Genomic DNA, 20278 nt, shown 5'->3' with positions numbered 1-20278 from the left:
GATCTTGAGCCAGGCATCCAAACCTGATCCTTCCGATCTCCAGAACGCAATGTTCGTTATGCCGTAAGTTATTCCCCATACAAAAAAATTGTTAGATGTTGTTATCGTCACACCTAGTGTTTAAACATTAAGTAATGTTTAAACACTAGGTGTGACAATCCACAGAGCTGCAACCAGGCGGCTCCCGGTGCACAGAAGCAAGTGGCAGCGACCATGATAATGATGGCAATACCGAGCGTTCCCGAGCCGTATCACTTCTTGCCGATACAAATCGTGAGTTTTAACGACGAACAACACATGGATGTTGCGGGAAGACATATTGAAAATGCTGTCAGGCCCTCGTCATGTACAAAAATTGAGGACGAAGGAACGTCTAACCCAGGATTGTTTGAGACCTGATGTGATGAGGATCCTCTTGGTCGAAGATCATCCCGAATTGCATGAAATGATCAGTGGGCATCTGAATCAAAGAGGATTTACTGTTGACGCAGTTGCTTTTGGTGATGAGGCACTCAGCGCCATCCGTACCGCAAACTATGCATTAGTTATTTTGGATCTCGGGCTACCCGATATGGATGGCTTATCGATCCTGGCAGAGTTGCGGACCGGAATAACACAACATCTGCCTGTTTTAATCCTGACGGCACGGGATTCTGTCAGCGACAGGGTACACGGTCTTGATGCCGGCGCAGACGATTATATCGTAAAGCCCTTTGATCTGTCGGAGTTGGAAGCGCGCCTGAGAGCTGTAATGCGTCGACCGGGTGTTAGGGACAATACCACTTACGACTACGCCGAATTGACGTTCGATACAATTTCGCGACAAGCGTCGGTCGCCGGCGTCCCGCTTGACCTCAGTCGCCGTGAAACCGCCCTTTTGGAAGAGTTGATATCCGCAGCGGGCCGCGTCGTTGTAAAGGACGTTCTCGAAGAGCGCCTGTATGGCTTTAACGAAGCCGTAACTCCCAACGCTGTTGAGGCAGCCGTTTCGCGCCTACGCCGGAAGTTCCAAGGCACGGATACCAATATACGCATTGAAACAAGGCGAGGCATTGGCTACCGCCTGACCAAGGGAGCCGAAGCGTGAGACGGGGCTTCAGCCTGCGTCGCAGGCTGACATTTTCAATGTTGCTTGTCTTTTTCCTGGGCCTCGGCGCATCCGCCACATATTTCTATTTCGATGTGCGGAGCACACAGGAAAATCTTCGAGAGCGGACCCTTCAGGGACAGGCGCGCGATCTATTACAGGGAATGCACTTAAATCAGGCCCGGAAAATAGAACTGTTCGAGCGCCCCGAATGGTTAGAAGCCTACTCGGATGCAAACACCGATTACGCCTACACTCTGTATGACGGATCAGGTTTGCCGGTGACAAGTTCAGTTAACCTGAAAACACCACTTCCTTTCCTGGAATTATCCGATCAGGATCAATACGGCACGGTTCAATTTACCGGGATTGGGGCATCCCAACGCGCCTTGCTGGCAGCCAGGGCTCCGGCCAGCCACATCCTCATCGTTGCCCGAACGCGTGCTGATCCGTCATTGTTGGCAGAAAGCGTGCTCTTGGAAGAAGATTATCAGCAATTCCTGGTGTTTCTGCCTTTTGTCATGGTTTCAATCCTCGTTATGTGGCTGATCAGCAGTCGCAGCCTGCAACCTCTGAGACGGGCCTCTGGAGAAGCTGCCTTGGCAGGCCCCAGCAACCCATCGGCGCGGATAGGGACAGCAGGATTACCCGGTGAAGTGCTGCCTCTGGTGGAGGCCGTGAACAAAGCACTCGACCGGCTTGCACAAGCCTATCTCGCAGAACAGCGTCTTACCGCAAATGTAGCTCATGAACTGCGCACCCCCCTCTCTGTGCTGAGTCTGCACCTGCAGCGATACCGTAACGGCGATGCTGAATGGCAGGAAATAGAAAGGGACGTTGCCCATCTGACCCGCATTGTCGGTCAGGTGTTGAATTTGGCTAGAAAAGAGGATGCATCCAGATCTCCAAACTCAGACTTGAGGTCGGTAAACTTTGCAAGAGTCGTCCGCGAAGCGGCGGCCCAAGTTCTGCCCCTTGTGGATGCGGCGGGAAGAACTCTTGATGTGATCGCACCGAAAATCGTGGCAGTTCATGGTCAAGGAGACGATCTGCGCGACCTGGTTGTCAATCTCCTCGACAATGCCTTAACCCACGGCCAAGGTACCATTTGCTTGACCCTTAGCCCGGGATCAGGCGCCGATGGATCAGGGGCCACCCTCGAGGTCCATGATGAGGGCGAAGGTATCCCAGAAAAACTCAGGGAAGAGGTATTCAACCGCTTCCGGAAAGGAACTCCAAATTCTCCCGGAGCGGGTCTCGGGCTCACTATTGTACGGCAGATAGCGCGCAATCGCGGTGGTGAAGCACGCGTGTTGCCGGGTTCGGGTAGTACAGTTCATGTTATACTGCCTACACTCAAATCAGATGAGAGCTTCCCCGGTAGCCCCCCTCGCGATGACGGATAAATTGTTTTTAGCTTCGACAATATCGTCAGCTCCACGTCAGGTTCTAAAACGAATCTCAAGTCCGGAGTTTATCCGCAGAACAACAATGGAATTGGACGGCCTTCGACCCACTTTTGCCGGCCAATTAGCCTTGGATCGACTCCTGGAAAGATAGGGTGCGCATGTTTCCAATGCTTCCTGGCGCGGTGCGCACCTGCCGGCAGTGTGACAGGGGCGGCTCACACTGCCGGTTTTACAACGAATAATTGTGGTCAGAATCTGACTTTCACCGATTGTTCGCTCACACAGCCCTCGCAACATTGTCTTTACTGTAATAGATCACCCGCGAAATGCGGACGCTCCATACCTGGATCACCCTCCCCGTTTCAAGTAACAGTCCATAACTATCTGCAAAGTGATTGGTGAGCGAATGACCTTTTGGGAAATTAGGAGAGTTTTTCTGCTCCCGAGCAAGCCTGCTGGGCCGCACCGGACTGTAAAGGGTTACGCCCGCCAGAGGCGGCGGCCCTATCAGGCACGGGAGATTTTCTGCATCCCGCAGCAGTACCGGAGAGCCGGCAACCGATCATTCAGCTAGCGTGACAAAGCACTTCAATGCGCCCAATACTCAAAAGCCGAGCACAAGCTTTCCAGCAAATGCGAGAAGAATGAAGCCTGATACAGCCCTGAATACGAAAAATCTGTTCGGGGTGTGAAGATGCGTTCGCAATAGAGAAGCCAAGGTGGAATAAACGGTTTGTGAGGCAACCGAAATTGCACAACAAGTTAAGAGCATGATGGCCATTTGTGGCGCGAGCAGCCTGGCCGGATTGACGAATTGTGGCAGCAGCGCAGTAAAATATAGAATGGCTTTGGGATTGGAAAATGCGAGCAAAAAAGCTTCGCCGAACAGAAATTTCCCGGACACACCAGGCGTCAAATTACCGGTCGGCTCAATCGCTTCATTTTTCAGAATGAACCGCAAACCTAACCAAGCAAGGTAACCCGCCGCCAACCAATGAAGCATATTCCACAAGAGGCCAGATTGGAGAACGAAGGTCACTAGCCCCGCGGCGCAAATGGTGCCAACCAACCCCAGACCGAGTGTGTTTCCCAATATGCCTGGAAAAACCCTTAGCAGTCCGAGCTGTGCCGCTCTGCGCGTTGTGTTCATATTTCCAGGACCCGGCGTAACTATAGTTACCATCGAAATCAGAGCAAAAGCTGACCAGTCGGACCAATCCATTTTTTCCTCCAAGGTCTATTTCAGTTCAAATCGCCCTTCGAAAAACGTCCTGTGGATGGATGGTGCGGATAACCAGGCTTTGACACATGAGAAACCTCGATTGCAGTCCGAACCTTCGACGACGTCCGGATAATTGTCCTAAGTTGATCGTAGTTGGGTCGACTGATCTTCAGCGAAACCGTAGGGGCAGCCGAGAGTGGGTTCCAATTGCTTTCTCACGGGCTGTATTGGGCCTCAGCATTCAAACGCTATGCTGCAAACATCGCCCCCGGATTCATGATGCCATTTGGATCAATAGCGTTCTTTATATTCCGCATGGTGGCGAGCTTGGTCGGATCAGCGTAGCGTTGCAAATCCGCTATTTTCAGCCTGCCGATTCCATGTTCCGCGCTGATTGAGCCGCCGCATTGATGCGTGGTTTCATTGACTATCATTCGTGCTGATTCCCGGAAGTCCGGGTGTTTCTGCAAATATGATTGCTTTGATACACCTTCCGGTGGAAGTATATTTATATGGATGTTGCCGTCACCGATATGTCCGTAGCGGTTGACGCGCAGATTCGGGTCCAGATCGCAAATAGCGTCGTCGGTCAGATTTATGAAATTTTCAATCCGGCTGATTGGAACGGAAGTGTCGGAACTGCATAACACGCCTTCCTTCAGATTATATTCATAAGCAAGCTCTCTAAGATCCCACAGCGATCGGCTTTGTTTTTCAGACACCGCGACGACTGCGTCGACGAGGGCCTCTCGATCCAATTCTCCTGCAAGGATTTCTTCAAGCTGCCGTCGAATATCTTTGTGACCTTCGACTTCGGCAAGAACATACCAATCAAAAGGCGAATGGAACGGATCTGTCAGCGCCTCAAAATGTTTGATTGCCAGTTCAACCCCCAAACCGGACACCAGTTCAAAGGCCGTCACCGTCTCGCCAAGCTTGTCGCGAATTGCGTGCAACAGCGTTAGAGCAGCAGCCGGTGAAGCTACTGCGCACATCACGGTGACGGATGCCTCGGGTTGAGGAGAGAGTTTTAAAGCCGCAGCCGTGATTATGCCCAGTGTACCCTCGGAGCCGATCAGAAGGTGCCGCAGGTCATAACCGGTATTGTTCTTGTGCAGCGGCTTAAGGTCATTGAGGACAGAGCCATCGGGCATAACTGCCTCTATCCCCATACACAAATCGCGGCTATTGCCGTATCTAAGCACCTGTATACCGCCAGCATTGCTGGCGAGGTTTCCGCCGATGGAGCAACTGCCCTCGGAAGCCAGCGACAGACCGAACCGGCGATTGTTGTTTTGGGCGACCTCTTGAATGTTCGCCAGGATGCACCCGGCCTCTGCGATAATAGAATTATCGTCTTTGCTGAAAGAGCGGACCGCATACATACGCTCCAGTGACAGGACAATAGGTAACTTGCCGTCAATTTCTATGTGTCCGGCAACACCGCCGGTACCACCGCCAAACGGGATAATACCGACTTTGGTTTCATTGCAGGCCGCCACCACATCAGAGACTTGCTTTGTTGAGGACGGAAGCACCACCAGCGCGGCGCTCCCATGAAAACGCTCTCTAGGATCTGCAAAGTACTTTCCAGCGCTGTCGGAGGCGATCCAACCCTTTGATCCGACGATCGATTTCAACCGATCAAGGAATGAGGAGTCAGGAATTGCAGGTGGCATGAAATAAATCCGGTTAGAGTTCAGGTTTCGTTATTCAGCCTGATAACCAGGCTGAATAACTGTTTGGGGAGAGGATTATGGGCATATGGTACTTTTTTCCTGGGTCCGGCATCTGAAATCGAAGGACGATCTCCTGCATGATCTGGCTCTCGCTCGAGGGGATGCTTCGGTTGGCCCAGTAGGCACCGGTGGCAAAGATCGCCTCGTAGGTCGCGTCGATATCCGCACCGGTCAGATCGACCTCTTCCAACAGGCGTCCTCCATCATCCGTTCTGGTTGCAAATATCAGCGTTGAACCTTGTGTACCGATCCGTGACAGACTGACGGCAATTCCGCCTGCATGCGTTCCATCCACGCCATTCAAAATGTGCGAAGAAACCGTAGCCATCACTCAATTGACGCCTTGTCGCGTTTGTCTGAAGTGGCTGCGACAATCGGGCTGATCACTCCACGGCACTTGACATTGACACAAGCAGTTTTGCCACTGGCGATCGCACGCCGGATTGCCGGAGCCAGCTGATCGCGGCTTTCGACCAATTCGCCATGACCGCCCAATCCTTCGAACATGGTATGGAAGGGAATGTCACGGAAATCGGTCGCATAGTGGGTGCCGGTTTTGAAAAGTCGCTCCTGCTGTTGCGAGATGCAGTCGAGGCCGTTGTTGTTGTCAACCACAACCACGATGGGCAGCCCCTCCTGGAACGCTGCTTCGATGGAAAGTCCGCCTGACAGGAACGCTCCATCTCCGGTGATCAGCACCACGTTCTTGTCCGGATTAATGTTCTTGGCGGACAGGGCGAACGAGACGCCTACACCCAGCAAAGAGTAGTTGCCCGGATGCAGGGTCCCGCCCAGCTTCTGGCCATTCCAGCCTGCCATGTTGACCGCGATTTCATTCCAGAAATGGGTATTGCCGCCATCGAAGACCAGCCAGTCTTCGTCACCCATTTCCGCCTGAACATCCAGCGACAACTGCAGCGGGTGCATCTTGCGGCCTTCTTTGAGGTCAGTTGCTGTTTCAGCGGCAATATGGGCAGACCATTCGGCAACCCACTCGGCTCGGCGTTCACGCTGCAGGTCGAACCATGCAGGCCATGTTTTCCCGACAGTGGCCAACTCATCCAGGAAAGCTCCCGGATCCGACAGCAGGCAGACATCTGCCGCGCGGTTGTAATCGAGTTCCTCGTGGCTGCCGTTCACGCAGACAAGCTTGGTTCCTTCTAGAATGAACGGAGGGTTACCGAAATTCATCTGGTTATCGAGCCGGCAACCAACCATCAAGACGAGATCAGCCTCGTGGATCGCCTTTCTGGACGGGTGGTATTGGTGGAAATCCGCAAGACCCATATAGGCCTCACACTCTTCACCCAGCAATTTTTGATGATAGGGCACATTGAATACGGGCATACGCAAGGTTTTACCCGCCACTTCAAGCTTATCTTCGTTGCGCGACCACCAGATGCCGTGCCCGCCGATGATCAGCGGGCGCTCAGCATTGCGCACAAGATCCATTGTTTCTTTCAGCGCGGTCGGGTCCGGCCAGGCACGTGGCACCGGACGATCGGTCCGGTCGAATGGACGCTCTTCCCGGCCAGCCGTCTCAGAAAATGAAGAGAACATGATATCCACCGGCAACGCCAGATGAACCGGTCCAGGATAGCCGGTTGTTGCCGCCGTCCAGGCGCGGTCGACAAATTCGCTGATGCGTTCGCCGTCAGTGATCTGGATGGAGTATTTGGTTAGTGGCGCCGCAATCGCCACATCGTCGATTTCCTTGAATCCGCCAGAACCTTGGCGTTTGAGAGTCGATGATCCGGTTACGAAAATCACCGGAGAACGCTCGCCCCATGCCTCAAGCATCGCCGGCACTGCATTGGCAAAACCCTCGGGCCCCACTAAGCATATGGATGGTTTGCGGGTAATACGGGTATGGCCATCGGCGAGATGCCCTGCCACCTGCTCATGCGGGCAGTTGATGACAGGCATCTGACATTCCATGAACCCTTCCAGCGCCGGATTACAAAACCCGCCAGCCAGAGTGAAGGCGTGGTCAACCCCTTTTTCCTTGAATGCGCGAGCGAGTAATGCGCCGCCGCGAATTTTTGGTTCGATGTTCATACAAATCTCCGGTCTAGTAATGATGTCAGCATTCATGCAAATCAGGTTCGTTGTTTTTTGCCTGTGGTATTGAGATGTTCTGACCAGGCAATCCGCACAACAGCCACAACGGTGAGCGTGAAAAAGAGAAGGGCAATCGGACTTTTGAGAAGCAAGCCGACAGGGTCACCTTGCGCGATAAGAAGGAACGACCTGAAGGCGATTTCGAACTCGGGCGCCAAGACAAAACCGATCAGAAACGCCACGAATGAATAGTCGAATTTCTTCATGAAATAGCCAATGACGGCAAAAACGATCATGACATAGATGCTAAATACACTGTTTGAAGAAGCGTAAACGCCGGTAAGACAGGTTAGCCCAACGATCGAATAGCTGACATATTCAGGTGCCTTGACGATATGACCATAGAGGCTGCTGCCCAGCAGTCCGACCGCCAAATTGAAGAAATTCGCCACGAACAAGATTGTGAAAATGCCATAGATGAGAGCCGGCTCAGTCTTGAAGACATGCGGACCAGGTTCAATACCGTGGACAAGGAAGGTCCCGATCAGCAGAGCTGTGGTTACATTGCCCGGAATGCCCAGCGTCAGCAACGGAACAAAACTGCCGCCGACCACAGCGCTGTTGGCCGCTTCAGGACCGGCAACACCATCCAGGCTGCCCTTGCCAAACTGTTCGGGTTCCCTGGAATATTTGCGAGCCGTCCCGTAACCAATAAAAGCCGCCATGGATGCGCCGATGCCGGGTAGCGCACCAATTGCCGAACCGATCAGGCTCGAACGCAATATGGTTTTCCAGTAGGTCAGAAACTCGGTTATCGGCAGTGGCGGTCCGCTTGTGTCGCTGATGGAGCTGACCGCGTTTGTACTGTTGCCCCTGCGCTTTTCGATGCTGCGTTCGACGGCCAGCATGACCTCGGTAACGCCCAGCATTCCGATAGCGATGGGAAGAAGCGGCAAGCCGTCTTGCAGCTCAATGAACCCAAAATTAAGGCGTGGCGTTGCCGACATAGGGTCAAGGCCGACCATGGCACACAGCACACCAAAAGCACAGGCGGACATGCCGCGCAACATCGATCGCCCTGTCAACCCTGCAACAAATGTAAACGCAAACAGAACAACGAATGTTATTTCCGTCGGGCCGAATTTTAGAGCGATTTTGGAAAACGGAGCAGCAACCAGATAGAGCAGCACATCTGCCAGCACGGCACCCGCCACGGAGGCAAACAGTGCCATTTGCAGCGCCCGTTTCACCTGACCGGCTTTTGCAAGCGGATATCCATCAAATGCGGTTGCTGTTGCCTCTGGCGAACCGGGTGTGTTGAGCAGAATGGCGGAGATAGAACCACCAAAGGTTCCGCCCTTGTAGATGCCGGTCAGGAAAGCAATCGCCGTGATGGGCTCCATGCCGAATGTCACCGGAGATAGCAGCGCTATCGCCATAGCCGCGGTCAGGCCAGGTATCGCGCCCATAAAGATGCCGACGGCGACGCCTGCAACAATTCCGATCAACGGGCCGACAGTAAAAACCGTTAGAATGCCAGCAATCAACGCTTCCATGTTCTCACCCTTTCAATACGGTGAGATCCGGCAACACCGGTAAATGGACGCCAAATCCATATCGCATGCCCAGGTAGAGAACACACACGGCCGCCACGGTGATCACAGCCAGCTTGCTGAAATGCCGCGCGCCTGTGCAGGTCATCAAAAACGCCAACAAAAGCGTTGAGGATACCAAATAGCCCAGATGTAGCAGCACAAATGCATAGAGAGCCATGACGCCCGCAACGATCACGACACCAGAGAACTGGGCGCCTTTCAGTGCGATATCACCAGCAACTGCCATTTTCCGGTTAGCCGCTGACTGCACGGATTTTCCAAATGAGATGAGCAGATCTAACAGCGTGAAAATCAGGATCAGACTGACTGCCAGATCTGGAAGCAATGCCGCACCCGTTGCAAAAGAGGTTTCACCGTCTTCGACTTGTCCCGGGATTATCCACAGAGCGATCCCACAGAGCAAAACGATTACGATCGATACAGTGTTTCTGTTTGTAATTGTCATCGGGTGCGGCTTCTTCAATAACATAGTAGCGATTTCGACGGATGGGCGTCAGTTTCCCTTCGCTGCAAGAATAGCTTTCATCTCATCTGAAATCGTGTCGATTGAAGCTGAAGTTTCTTCCGTACCCATCGGAGTAATACCGACAAATCGTTGCTGGACCAGATCCTGAAATCTCGGGTCAATTGCAGATTTGATCAATGCCGCCTCAAGTTTGGCTTTCACATCGTCTGGCAAGCCCTTTGGTGCTGCGATTACTGAATTGTAGCTGACAGCCGGAAATCCAAGGCTGGTCATGGTTGGCGTATCGGGCGTCGAGTTGAGTGGATCAGAACCCGAAGCCGCGAGCACGATCATTTCGCCGGATTTCACATATTGTATGTGCGGTCCACCGCTTATGCCAAAATCAACGTGGTCTCCGAGTATGGACTGCATCATGTTCGCACCGCCTTTGATGGGAAGCGGAATGAAGGTAACTCCTGTTGCCGCGGCAACAGCTTCCATTTGCGTGCGGTCCGCCGGTCCAAGCGTGCCGTAACGTAGCGGTTTGCCCGTCGATTTTGCGTATTCGATCATGGATGGAAAATCCGTCCATGGCTTGCTCGCCAGCGAGACGAACGCGGTTTCAAAACGCGCCATAGTCAGCAAATAATCGAAGTCGTCTTTAGTGTAGGTTACCTTGCCCTGTAGCGGATTGAACGCAAAGGTCAGGCTGGTGGCGACGACTAATGTGTAGCCGTCTGCGGGCTGGCCGGCGACTGCAGTTGCCGCGATACTGCCACCAGCCCCACCCTTGTAGGTATGAACGATTGTCTGGCCCAACGCCTCGGTCAGCGGCTCGGAGAGCTTGCGGGCCATGGCATCCGAAAATCCACCTGGCTTGAAGCCAATGATCATTTCGACCGGTTTTGTTGGATAGTCATCAGCAGCGGCCATGCCTGTTATCAGGCTCAAACAAACGGTAGCTGTGAAAAACAGTTTGTTGAACAAAGTCAAATACTTCATGGAATCCTCCCAGTTCTTGGCCATATCGCCAACATAGGGAACAGTTTATGCGTTTGCTCCATCAAGGCTAATTCTTTCAGGATATGCACGTCATCGCCAAACGGCATTGCAGTTCGGTTCGCGAGGTCCTTGGTCGCTTGATCGAGCGTTAAATCAGCCCATATCGGGTATCAGTCACTACCAGCACGGCTAGTTTCGTTTGATTTTTTGAAACGCCGTCATATCATGTAGGCATGACTTTATTGAACGAGTGATCCAGCGTTTTGAAGCTAATACAACTGAAATACTTTGCTAGCATTGTTGAAAATGGTGGTTTCATTGCCGCCTCAAAGGATTTGAGCGTTGCTCAACCTGCCCTTAGTCGCCAAATTGTTGAGCTGGAGGCGGAGATCGGTGTTGATTTGCTGAACCGTGGTCCGGGAGGCACCACAGTCACCGGGGCGGGACTGAGATTCTACCACCACACACGCTCCATTCTTGAAAAGGTTGAAATAGCAAGAACGGACGCGCGCAGAAGCTCAGGAGATTTGGTTGGCAAGATTTGCATAGCCATACCTGTTGGGATAGCGGGATTTCTGGCATCGGAGATCGTACAGAAAGTCGAACAGCTGTATCCAGATATCACCGTAACGATCGAGGACGGACTGGGATTTCAGACCGGACAGGCAATTGATGCGGGAAAGGTGGATTTTGGCATCATTCCCAATGTTGGCCGCCTTCAGAATGTAACGCTTCAGCCAATACTTCAGGAGAGTATATTCCTGTTTTCAAAGCGGCAGGGTGCGGCACCCGATACCGCGGACATTCCGCTGATTGAACTCGAAAACATGAAGCTGATCATGCCGAACCGAAAGGTGCATGTCAGGCGCAGTCTCGAAGAAGCGTTTATGCAGACCGGACGAAATCTTGAGATTAGTTACGAACAACAATCCTTGCTTACCATTCGCAGCATGGTGCGCGCAGGAGTCGGATCGACGGTTCTCAATTGGCCCGCAATGGCGGATGTGTGGGAAACTGGCGATGTGGATGCACGCCGCATCGTCAATCCCACCCTTTCGCGCATTGTCTCTCTGGCTGTTCCCACCACGCGACCTCTGACGAGCGCATCGCGCGCCGTTTATGAGATCGTTCAACAGGTCCTGATCGACGAGGTTTCTAACGGCAATTGGAAGGGCCAGTTGGTCGTTGAAGAATGATAACGTCCGTGTGGCCCGCAACACAGATCAACCAGACCTCAATAAAATCCCATACCAAGTTCTGATCACTTGCATCGCCAAAAAGGATTAGTTTTAGGATGCTCGTTTGAACTAGGTTCTGCCCGTTTTCGTCTCCAACGAAGGTCAGAACTGTATGGCAAACCTCAATTTTCCACGCTCTCCATGGATGGATGACGAATTGGCAATGCTGGAAGATGGATGCAAGCAATTCTATCAGCGCGAATGCGAGCCCCACTACGAAGATTGGGAAAAGCGCGGTAGCGTCGGGCGGGAGCTTTGGCTTAAGGCCGGGGAAATGGGTCTTTTGGGAGCAGAAGTTGCCGAGGAGTATGGTGGGCCAGGCGGCACATTTGCCCATGACGCGGTGATTGCTTATCAAGGCAATCTCGCCGGTATCGACGGCTGGGGCGGCGGATTGCACAACTCGATCGTTATTCCTTACATCATCCATTACGGCTCGGAAGAACAAAAGAAAAACCTGTTGCCGCGGATGGTCTCCGGTGAGTTAATCGGTGCCATCGCGATGACCGAACCGGGTGCCGGATCGGATTTACAGGGGATAAAAACGACCGCGCGAAAAGACGGCAATCACTACAGCATAACGGGCTCGAAGACATTCATCACCAACGGGCAACTGGCCAACATGATCATTGTGGCAGCCAGGACCGATCCGACCGGTGGAGCCAAGGGAATTTCGCTATTCCTCGTCGAAACGGACCAGGTTGAAGGTTTCCGGCGCGGGCTCAACCTGGACAAGCTTGGGATGAAATCCAACGACACGTCGGAGCTGTTCTTTGACAACATGCGTGTGCCTGCATCAGCACTGCTTGGCTCTGTGGAGGGTCAGGGTTTTGCCCAGATGATGCAGGAACTTCCCCAAGAACGCCTGTTGATAGGCGTCTATGCGGTTGCGCGCATGGAGCGGGCTCTGCAAGTCACGCTTGACTATGTCAAAGAGCGCTCGGCCTTCGGCAAGAAGATAGCCGGTTTCCAGAATACCCAATTCGTATTGGCAGAATGTGTATCTGAGGCAACGATCGCCAAGGTTTTTTTGGATCATTGCATCGCCGAGCATCTGGAAGGCCGCCTGACCACGGAAAAGGCTTCAATGGCCAAATACTGGCTGACCGACCTGCAAGCAAAAATCATCGACCGTTGCCTGCAGCTCTTTGGAGGTTATGGCGTGATGAGCGAATACCCCGTGGAACGCATGTACCGCGACAACCGGATCGAGCGCATCTACGCAGGAACAAACGAGATCATGAAGGTTGTGATCGCACGCGGCCTGTTGCGGGATTGATGGAGCGGCTTTCCATGAATACGAAGAATATTGTAATCAGCGAGCAGCAGGGCGCAATTGCCAAACTGACGCTGAACCGCCCGGAGGCTCGTAATGGCCTTTCCCTGGCAATGCTCGAAAAACTCTACGAACTATTTGTCGAGCTTGGTGCTGCAAAAGGCGTGCATGTTATCACTGTGGCGGCAAACGGACCTGCCTTTTGTGCCGGTCATGACCTCAAGGAATTGACCGCGGCCCGCGCAAACGATGACCGTGGCCGCGCCTTTTTTGAGGAAACAATGGCCAAGTGTGCGCGGCTGATGCAGGCCATCGTCACCTGCCCCAAGCCCGTCATAGCCAGCGTCCATGGCATTGCCACCGCGGCAGGCTGTCAGCTAGTCGCCAGCTGCGACTTGGCGATTGCATCCAAAAATGCCCTATTTGCCACCCCGGGGGTCAATATCGGCCTTTTCTGTTCCACCCCGATGGTTGCCCTGTCACGTAATGTGCCGCGCAAGAAAGCCATGGAGATGCTTTTGACCGGCAACGCGGCCTCTGCCGAAGAAGCTTTGCAATCCGGGCTCGTCAACAGCATTGCCGCGCCAGACGAGTTGGAGGAAAGGGTCCAGGCCCTTGCCACCCTGATTGCCGGCAAGGCTCCTGCGACGCTACGCATCGGCAAGGAAGCATTCTATCGCCAGAACGAGATGTCCCTGTCCGAGGCTTATGTCTATACGGCGGACGTCATGGTGCAGAACATGATGGAACCGGATGCCAAGGAAGGCATTCAAGCCTTCATCGAAAAACGCGCGCCCAATTGGGGCAGCCTCTGACGCCGGATTGGATCGTCACTTTACCTCAAGAACAAAAGGAAAAACCATGTCCGACCTTTCCGTTGACGTGAGCTGGATACGCAACTCGCCATCGCTTGCCCCGGGGAAATACAATACCGGCCACGACATCATATACAACACGGATTTCACGTTGCCGGGCGACGCAGCCCCGGATTGGGGCGGAGACCCAGAGGCTACGAACCCGGAACAGGCACTGGCGGCCTCCCTGTCTAGCTGCCACATGATGACGTTCCTCGCACTTGCAGCGAAGGAAGGATGGCCCATTGCCACCTATTCCGACCGTGCCATGGCACTCCTTGGGAAAACGAACTCAGGAAAAATGGCCGTGACAGAACTGAAACTGGCGCCCCGCATCACCTTTGATACCGGCTTCAACATCGCGCCGGAAAAACTCCTGCAAATGCATGAGCGCGCGCACCGCTACTGCTTCGTCGCAAACTCGATATCAGCGAAAATGACGATAAAACCAAAAGTTTAACCTCTATTGGACAGGTTTCAGGAGACAATAAAATGACCGAAAATGTGGTTATTGCCTCAGGTGTTCGTACTGCGATTGGAGATTTCGGCGGTGCGTTGGCAGGGATCCCCCCATGCGAACTCGCAAGTCAGGTGGCGGTGGAAGCCATCAGACGCGCCGCGATCGAAGCATCTGACATTGAGCAATCAGTATTCGGCAACGTGATTCACAGTGAGCCGCGCGATATGTACCTCTCGCGGGTGGCGGCCATCAATGCCGGTGTTCCTGAAACCGCACCGGCCCTGACATTGAACAGGCTATGCGGAAGTGGTTTGCAAGCCGTTGTAACCGCAACCGAAGCCATTCAATTGGGCAATGCCGAGGTCGTTCTGGCGGGAGGCGCCGAGAGCATGAGCCGCTCCGGGCATATGATCAATGCAGCGCGCTTTGGCGCCAAAATGGGCGATATCACCGCTATCGACATGATGACCGGCGCACTAACCGACCCATTCGGCAATGGGCATATGGGCGTCACTGCCGAAAACGTAGCGGCACGGGAAGGAATCGATCGCCCAACCCAGGACGGAATTGCACTGAAAAGCCACCAACGGGCTGCAGCAGCGATCGAGGCCGGCTATTTCAGAGAACAAATCCTTCCAGTGACCACCAAAATGGGTCGCAAGGAGGCGGTATTCGATACCGACGAGCATGTGCGTCCGGGAATTTCCGAAGCGGATCTGGTAAAACTGCCCGCGGTGTTCAAGCGGGATGGTTCGGTCACGGCCGGCAATGCGTCGGGGATCAATGACGGCGCGGCGGCGCTTATTCTGGCGCTTGAGACAACAGCCGACGCCAGAGACATGCCGAAACTCGCGATAATCAGGGGATCGGCCGTGAGCGGCGTTGCGCCTGATGTCATGGGACTTGGTCCAATTCCAGCAGTCCGGGTGGCTTTGAAGCGGGCAGGACTGGATGTGGCTGATTTGTCGGTTATCGAGTCCAATGAAGCGTTTGCCGCACAGGCGTGTGCTGTATCGCAAAACCTGGGCTTTCCAGAGGACATCACCAACCCGAATGGTGGTGCAATCGCGCTTGGGCACCCCGTCGGCGCGTCTGGCGCCATCATTCTGATCAAGCTGATCTACGAGTTGCGCCGGGTCAATGGTCGTTACGGGCTTGCGACCATGTGCATTGGCGGCGGTCAGGGAATTGCCGTTGTCGTGGAAAACCCGGAGGCCCGCTCATGAGGAATATTACGGATGTCGCCGTCATCGGCGCCGGCACGATGGGGGGTGGCATAGCCATCTCCACCGCTATTGGCGGTGTAAATGTGACCCTTCTGGATACCGCCAAGGAAGCCGTTGAAAAGGCGCGGGCAAGAGTTCGAGATTATCTGGATCGTCAGGTCCAAAAGAAAAGAATGACCGAGAAGCAGGCCTTGGGCGCACTTGGGCGCCTGCGCTTCTCAAATGATATCCGGGACGCGTCGGACGCTCAATTGGTGATTGAAGCAGTATTCGAAGACCTGGACGTAAAACGCAATGTCTTTGTCGCACTTGAGTCCGTCGTGAGCCCGACCACGACGCTGGCAACAAACACCAGTGCACTTAAGGTAAGCGATATCGGCACCGATTTGAGGCACCCGGAAAGGCTGTGCGGCATTCACTATTTCAGCCCTGCGGAAATCAATCCAGTGGTTGAAGTGATTAAAAGCGTAACCACGGCACCCGAAACCGTCGCAAACGTGCTCCCTTTCCTTCGTCGTTGCGGTAAGTCACCCATAGAATGCCTCGACCGCACCGGGTTTGCGTTGAACCGCTTCTTCTGTCCTTACACAAATGAGGCAGCCCGCTGTCTTGATGACGGCCTGGGCGACGAAGACCAGATCGACGCGGTGGCCAAAAAAGTGTTTGGCGTCTCCGCCGGACCGTTTTTCGTCATGAACATCGTTAAACCCCGCATCAACTTGGCCGCGGTGCGAAGCCTTGTCAGTCTCGGTCCGTTCTACGAGCCCGCCGCAAGCTTGGTAACCTGTGGAGAGGCGGATGAAGCTTGGGACCTTTCGCATGGCAACACGCCATTGTCCCAAGAGAACTGCGCGCTCATAGCAGAACGGTTGCAAGGCGCAATATTCTTTGCCGTGCTTGAAGAAATCTCGGAGGGTGTTGCAGCTCCGGACGCCATCGATAGAGGCGCCCGTGAAGCCTTCACCTTCGCCAAGGGCCCGGTTGAGATGATGAAGGAAATGGGTCCTGGAGAAGTGGCCCGGCTGATCAATCAAGTCAAGTACGGTGACGCGACACTCACGAGAGCGCTGTTCCGAAAAGTCTAGTTTCGTGATTTGCCGGCTTTTTCCGTGCGCCCTTTCAACACTTAAGGCCAGACGGGCAGTGCTGAATGCGCCCGCCTGCCGACGGATCGCAGCAATCGAGTTAAAATTGCAGCACGCTGAGGAACCCAAACCATGACCTCAATGCCTTTGACCAGTGCGCACTGGGGCACCTACCGTGTCGAGGTCAGGGACGGCATGATTGTAGCTCTTCACCCGTTCGAGGAAAACCCCAACCCATCCCCCATTGGCGAGGGCATCGTCGAAGCTTTGACCGATGCAAACCGTATCCGCCAGCCGATGATTCGCCGAAGTTGGCTAGAACATGGCCCGGGCGCAAATTCGGAGCAACGTGGTAGCGATCCGTATGTAGCGGTCAGTTGGGATGACGCGGAGGTGCTGGTAGCGGATGAGTTGAATCGGGTTAGGAAAAAATACGGCAATAGCGCAATCTACGGTGGCTCCTACGGCTGGGCATCCGCTGGGCGCTTTCATCATGCTCAAAGTCAAGTCCATAGGTTTCTAAATTGCATCGGCGGCTATACTCGATCCGTGAATACCTACAGCTTTGCCGCAGCCGAAGTGGCCGTGCCCCATATATTGGGAGATTTCAGAAAATACGTGAATTCCGTAACCAGTTGGAGTTCGGTGATTGCCAATACTGACCTCTTCGTGGCGTTCGGCGGCGTACCGATCAAAAATGGCCAGATCGACAATGGTGGAGTTGGGCGGCATGTGCAGCTGGAGAGTATCGTCGACGCGGCACGAGCGGGCGTAACATTCATCAACATCGATCCCGATCGGGCGGCTATTCCCAAGGAAGTTGACGCGAAATGGCTTGCTCCCCGGCCTTGTACGGACGCAGCGATCATGTTGGGTTTAGCCCATGTGCTCCTGACTGAAGACCTCGCGGATGGGGCTTTTCTGAATGACTACACGGTCGGATACGAAAAGGTTTGCGAATATCTCACAGGCAGGATCGACGGTGTTGTGAAGTCGCCGGAATGGGCTGCCAAAATCAGTGAACTGCCTGCGGAAACGATACGAACTCTCGCCAGGCGCATGGCCAAAGAGCGAACAATGATTTCGGTCAGTTGGTCACTGACCCGCCAGCAATATGGTGAACAGCCTTATTGGGCCGCAATTACATTGGCCGCCATGCTGGGCCAGATCGGTCTGCCGGGCGGCGGCATCGGATTTGGATATAGCGCAACGAACGGGATCGGTGCGCAATACCAACGGTTACCCTATGCGTCGCTGCCGCAAGGTAAAAACGCCGTTCACGATTTTATTCCGGTGGCCCGGGTATCGGACATGCTGCTCAACCCGAATGCGCGCTTTGAGTATGATGGGAAGTCATACACATATCCCGACGTTCGACTGGTTTACTGGGCGGGCGGAAATCCGTTTCACCACCATCAGGATCTGAACCGTCTGCAGCGCGCCTGGCAGCGCCCCGAAACGATCATCACACATGAATGGTGCTGGACCGCAACCGCATCCCGCGCTGATATTGTACTGCCGTGCACAACACCGCTTGAGCGAACCGACCTGGCCCTGTCGCCGCGTGATCCTTATGTCGTTTCAATGGAACAGGCGATAGAACCGGAGGGCGAAGCGCGCGACGACTATACGATCTTTGCCGGAATAGCGGACAGGATGGGCTGCGAACTGGCATTCACGGAAGGCCGTACAGCAGAAGAATGGCAAAGATGGATCTATGAAAGTTCACGTCAAAGGTTCGCCGAGGTTGGGTTGGAACTGCCACCGCTGGACAGCCTGAGACAAAATGGCTGGTTCAAGATTGACATGCCTGACCGCCCAACGGTGATGCTCGAGGATTTCCGCCATGATCCCGCTGCAGCACCGCTGGCTACCCCGTCCGGCCGGATCGAGTTGTTTTCCGAAAAGGTCGCAAGCTTCGGATACCCCGATTGCCCCGGCTGCGCCGTCTGGCGCGAACCGCAGGAATGGCTGGGGCGCAATAATATTGCCTACCCGCTACATCTCATCTGCGTGCAACCGCACAACAAGCTGCACTCCCAGCTTGATCACGGTACGATCAGCCAGGCATCCAAGATCAACGGGTGTGAGCCGGTCGTCGTGTCTCCTGGGGATGCGGAGGCACGAAGCATTTCCAATGGAGACAAGGTTCGATTGCATAATGACCGCGGCGCATGCGTGGCAACGGCCGTGGTGGATGACAGGTTGCGCCCGGGTGTAGTGCAGATGAGCACAGGAGCCTGGTTTCGTCCCGATCAGGATGGACAATGCATCAATGGGAACCCGAATGTCCTGACACCAGACGTGGGAACATCCAACCTGGGTCAAGGGCCCTCAGCGCATTCTTGTCTGGTTGAACTCAAACGGATTGAGTGACTTCAGATCCGAGCGACCACCGATTGCCGTTGCGAATAACGTCCACCAAAAGGCGATGCGTCAGTAGAAAGGTGGACTGAAGTCGCACCCTTCAATTCCAACCAAACAACCGCTTACGTCAACGAGACAAGGCTGCAAAAGGTACCCACTCATGCGATCCGTGACACTATTTGCCGAGCAGATTGACGATTTACGCAAAATCAGCCGCGGCTTTCTCGTTGCCGCGGTTGTGGGTATCACTGCTCAGTTCTTGTCGGAACATTACGGATCGCCCGCCATGCTGATGGCGCTGCTTTTAGGCATTGCCTTCAACTTCTTGACTCAGGAGGATAATTGCAGACCCGGAATCGAATTCACGGCGCGGTCGGTCCTGCGGTTCGGTGTCGCTCTTTTGGGGGCCAGGATCAGCATTGAACTGATTGCTGGTCTCGGCCCCAAATTGATCGCGCTTGTGATAGCCGGGGTTTTCTTGACTATATTGTTTGGGCTGCTTGGGGCGCGGTTTCTCGGGCGCGGTTGGCGCTTTGGCCTGTTGACAGGCAGTTCGGTCGCGATATGCGGTGCCTCCGCAGCGATGGCGATAGCCGCTGTCTTACCCAAAAATGAGCATTCGGAACGGAATCTCACTTTCACTGTACTCAGCGTCACCGTGCTGTCGACCATCGGTATGATCGTTTATCCGATCCTGACGGAAACCCTCAGATTTGACGACTGGATTGCCGGCGTGTTTCTGGGCGGCACGATCCATGACGTAGCGCAGGTCGTGGGCGCGGGCTTTTCCGTATCCGAACAAACCGGCGAAGTGGCAACCGTGGTCAAACTGATCCGCGTGGCCATGCTGACACCGGTGGTTCTGGTAATTTCATTCCTCGTGCGAAGCTATGCAGAAAGAGGCCGTGCGGATGGGAATCAGCCACCGGTCCTGCCATTATTCGTGCTGAGTTTCATCATCTTTGCAGTGCTCAATTCGCTGGGGCTCGTCCCGCCGATAGCCGCTTCAGCAATGACCAGCCTGTCGCGATGGGCCTTGCTGATATCGATAGCGGCGGTCGGTATGAAAACCTCGCTCGGGCGCCTGATGGATGTCGGAGGGCAAGCGATTATACTCATAATAGCCGAGACCGTCTTCATCGCGGCATTTGTTCTGGTGGGAGTCGCCGTCGTGGACGGATGGGACTGAGC

The 20278-nt window shown here is 54.1% G+C and carries 17 protein-coding genes; 10 read left to right on the top strand and 7 right to left on the bottom strand.

The window, feature by feature from the left end:
- Positions 1–415 precede the first annotated feature (415 nt).
- Positions 416–1087, top strand: coding sequence for a response regulator transcription factor (locus ABVT35_RS18480; RefSeq protein WP_368468314.1), 672 nt, complete (start codon positions 416–418; stop codon positions 1085–1087).
- Positions 1084–2493, top strand: coding sequence for a sensor histidine kinase (locus tag ABVT35_RS18475; RefSeq protein WP_368468312.1), 1410 nt, complete (start codon positions 1084–1086; stop codon positions 2491–2493). Before ABVT35_RS18480 ends, ABVT35_RS18475 begins: the two co-directional genes overlap by 4 nt.
- A gap of 607 nt (positions 2494–3100) precedes the next feature.
- On the opposite strand, the gene ABVT35_RS18470 is transcribed toward ABVT35_RS18475, so the two are convergent.
- The 7 genes from ABVT35_RS18470 to ABVT35_RS18440 form a co-directional block, all read right to left on the bottom strand.
- Positions 3101–3718 (bottom strand): LysE family translocator, encoded by a 618-nt coding sequence (locus tag ABVT35_RS18470; protein WP_368468310.1) that lies wholly within the window; start codon positions 3716–3718, stop codon positions 3101–3103.
- A 248-nt stretch (positions 3719–3966) separates the two neighbouring features.
- Positions 3967–5397, bottom strand: coding sequence for an FAD-binding oxidoreductase (locus tag ABVT35_RS18465; protein WP_368468308.1), 1431 nt, complete (start codon positions 5395–5397; stop codon positions 3967–3969).
- A gap of 34 nt (positions 5398–5431) precedes the next feature.
- Positions 5432–5785 carry a hydroxyisourate hydrolase gene (locus ABVT35_RS18460; protein ID WP_368468307.1) on the bottom strand — a complete coding sequence of 118 codons (354 nt, stop codon included), beginning with the start codon at positions 5783–5785 and terminating at the stop codon, positions 5432–5434.
- Positions 5785–7515, bottom strand: coding sequence for a thiamine pyrophosphate-binding protein (locus ABVT35_RS18455; protein ID WP_368468305.1), 1731 nt, complete (start codon positions 7513–7515; stop codon positions 5785–5787). Before ABVT35_RS18455 ends, ABVT35_RS18460 begins: the two co-directional genes overlap by 1 nt.
- 41 nt (positions 7516–7556) lie before the next feature.
- Positions 7557–9074: a tripartite tricarboxylate transporter permease gene (locus ABVT35_RS18450; RefSeq protein WP_368468304.1), complete on the bottom strand. Its 1518-nt coding sequence runs from the start codon at positions 9072–9074 to the stop codon at positions 7557–7559.
- Positions 9075–9078: 4 nt separating this feature from the next.
- Positions 9079–9579, bottom strand: a complete 501-nt coding sequence (locus ABVT35_RS18445) for a tripartite tricarboxylate transporter TctB family protein (RefSeq protein WP_368468303.1) — start codon at positions 9577–9579, stop codon at positions 9079–9081.
- Between the two features lie 48 nt (positions 9580–9627).
- A complete protein-coding gene (locus tag ABVT35_RS18440; protein ID WP_368468302.1) occupies positions 9628–10605 on the bottom strand; it encodes a tripartite tricarboxylate transporter substrate binding protein in 978 nt (325 codons plus the stop codon).
- A gap of 239 nt (positions 10606–10844) precedes the next feature.
- Here ABVT35_RS18440 and ABVT35_RS18435 point away from each other — a divergent pair, with 239 nt between their 5' ends.
- From ABVT35_RS18435 to ABVT35_RS18400, 8 genes are all read left to right on the top strand, one after another.
- A complete protein-coding gene (locus ABVT35_RS18435; RefSeq protein WP_368468301.1) occupies positions 10845–11777 on the top strand; it encodes a LysR family transcriptional regulator in 933 nt (310 codons plus the stop codon).
- A gap of 205 nt (positions 11778–11982) precedes the next feature.
- The gene (locus tag ABVT35_RS18430; protein WP_368468849.1) at positions 11983–13098 is read left to right on the top strand and encodes an acyl-CoA dehydrogenase family protein; all 1116 of its coding nucleotides are present in this window, start codon (positions 11983–11985) and stop codon (positions 13096–13098) included.
- Positions 13099–13112: 14 nt separating this feature from the next.
- Entirely contained in the window at positions 13113–13910 is a 798-nt protein-coding gene (locus tag ABVT35_RS18425) for an enoyl-CoA hydratase (protein WP_368468300.1), read from the top strand.
- A 46-nt stretch (positions 13911–13956) separates the two neighbouring features.
- Complete coding sequence (locus ABVT35_RS18420) at positions 13957–14409, top strand: OsmC family protein (protein WP_368468299.1); 453 nt, start codon at positions 13957–13959, stop codon at positions 14407–14409.
- 32 nt (positions 14410–14441) lie between these two features.
- Positions 14442–15635: a beta-ketothiolase BktB gene (gene bktB, locus ABVT35_RS18415; RefSeq protein ID WP_368468297.1), complete on the top strand. Its 1194-nt coding sequence runs from the start codon at positions 14442–14444 to the stop codon at positions 15633–15635.
- Entirely contained in the window at positions 15632–16720 is a 1089-nt protein-coding gene (locus ABVT35_RS18410) for a 3-hydroxyacyl-CoA dehydrogenase NAD-binding domain-containing protein (RefSeq protein ID WP_368468296.1), read from the top strand. The genes bktB and ABVT35_RS18410 overlap by 4 nt, the downstream gene beginning before the upstream one ends.
- A gap of 132 nt (positions 16721–16852) precedes the next feature.
- Complete coding sequence (locus ABVT35_RS18405; RefSeq protein ID WP_368468294.1) at positions 16853–19096, top strand: molybdopterin guanine dinucleotide-containing S/N-oxide reductase; 2244 nt, start codon at positions 16853–16855, stop codon at positions 19094–19096.
- Positions 19097–19247: 151 nt separating this feature from the next.
- The gene (locus ABVT35_RS18400; RefSeq protein ID WP_368468293.1) at positions 19248–20276 is read left to right on the top strand and encodes a YeiH family protein; all 1029 of its coding nucleotides are present in this window, start codon (positions 19248–19250) and stop codon (positions 20274–20276) included.
- Positions 20277–20278: the final 2 nt, after the last annotated feature.

The organism is Hoeflea sp. TYP-13 (assembly GCF_040932035.1).
Lineage (GTDB): Bacteria > Pseudomonadota > Alphaproteobacteria > Rhizobiales > Rhizobiaceae > Hoeflea_A.
The sequence above is the reverse complement of the archived record's forward strand: the minus strand, read 5'-3'. Positions and strand labels throughout refer to the sequence as shown.

What these genes read in the sequence shown, in the direction of transcription:
- ABVT35_RS18445 (WP_368468303.1), bottom strand. Translation starts at nt 9,579, where the DNA reads ATGACAATTACAAACAGAAACACTGTATCGATCGTAATCGTTTTGCTC.
- bktB (WP_368468297.1), top strand. Translation starts at nt 14,442, where the DNA reads ATGACCGAAAATGTGGTTATTGCCTCAGGTGTTCGTACTGCGATTGGA.
- ABVT35_RS18405 (WP_368468294.1), top strand. Translation starts at nt 16,853, where the DNA reads ATGACCTCAATGCCTTTGACCAGTGCGCACTGGGGCACCTACCGTGTC.
- ABVT35_RS18470 (WP_368468310.1), bottom strand. Translation starts at nt 3,718, where the DNA reads ATGGATTGGTCCGACTGGTCAGCTTTTGCTCTGATTTCGATGGTAACT.
- ABVT35_RS18440 (WP_368468302.1), bottom strand. Translation starts at nt 10,605, where the DNA reads ATGGCCAAGAACTGGGAGGATTCCATGAAGTATTTGACTTTGTTCAAC.
- ABVT35_RS18460 (WP_368468307.1), bottom strand. Translation starts at nt 5,785, where the DNA reads ATGGCTACGGTTTCTTCGCACATTTTGAATGGCGTGGATGGAACGCAT.
- ABVT35_RS18400 (WP_368468293.1), top strand. Translation starts at nt 19,248, where the DNA reads ATGCGATCCGTGACACTATTTGCCGAGCAGATTGACGATTTACGCAAA.
- ABVT35_RS18465 (WP_368468308.1), bottom strand. Translation starts at nt 5,397, where the DNA reads ATGCCACCTGCAATTCCTGACTCCTCATTCCTTGATCGGTTGAAATCG.
- ABVT35_RS18430 (WP_368468849.1), top strand. Translation starts at nt 11,983, where the DNA reads ATGCTGGAAGATGGATGCAAGCAATTCTATCAGCGCGAATGCGAGCCC.
- ABVT35_RS18455 (WP_368468305.1), bottom strand. Translation starts at nt 7,515, where the DNA reads ATGAACATCGAACCAAAAATTCGCGGCGGCGCATTACTCGCTCGCGCA.
- ABVT35_RS18450 (WP_368468304.1), bottom strand. Translation starts at nt 9,074, where the DNA reads ATGGAAGCGTTGATTGCTGGCATTCTAACGGTTTTTACTGTCGGCCCG.
- ABVT35_RS18420 (WP_368468299.1), top strand. Translation starts at nt 13,957, where the DNA reads ATGTCCGACCTTTCCGTTGACGTGAGCTGGATACGCAACTCGCCATCG.
- ABVT35_RS18410 (WP_368468296.1), top strand. Translation starts at nt 15,632, where the DNA reads ATGAGGAATATTACGGATGTCGCCGTCATCGGCGCCGGCACGATGGGG.
- ABVT35_RS18425 (WP_368468300.1), top strand. Translation starts at nt 13,113, where the DNA reads ATGAATACGAAGAATATTGTAATCAGCGAGCAGCAGGGCGCAATTGCC.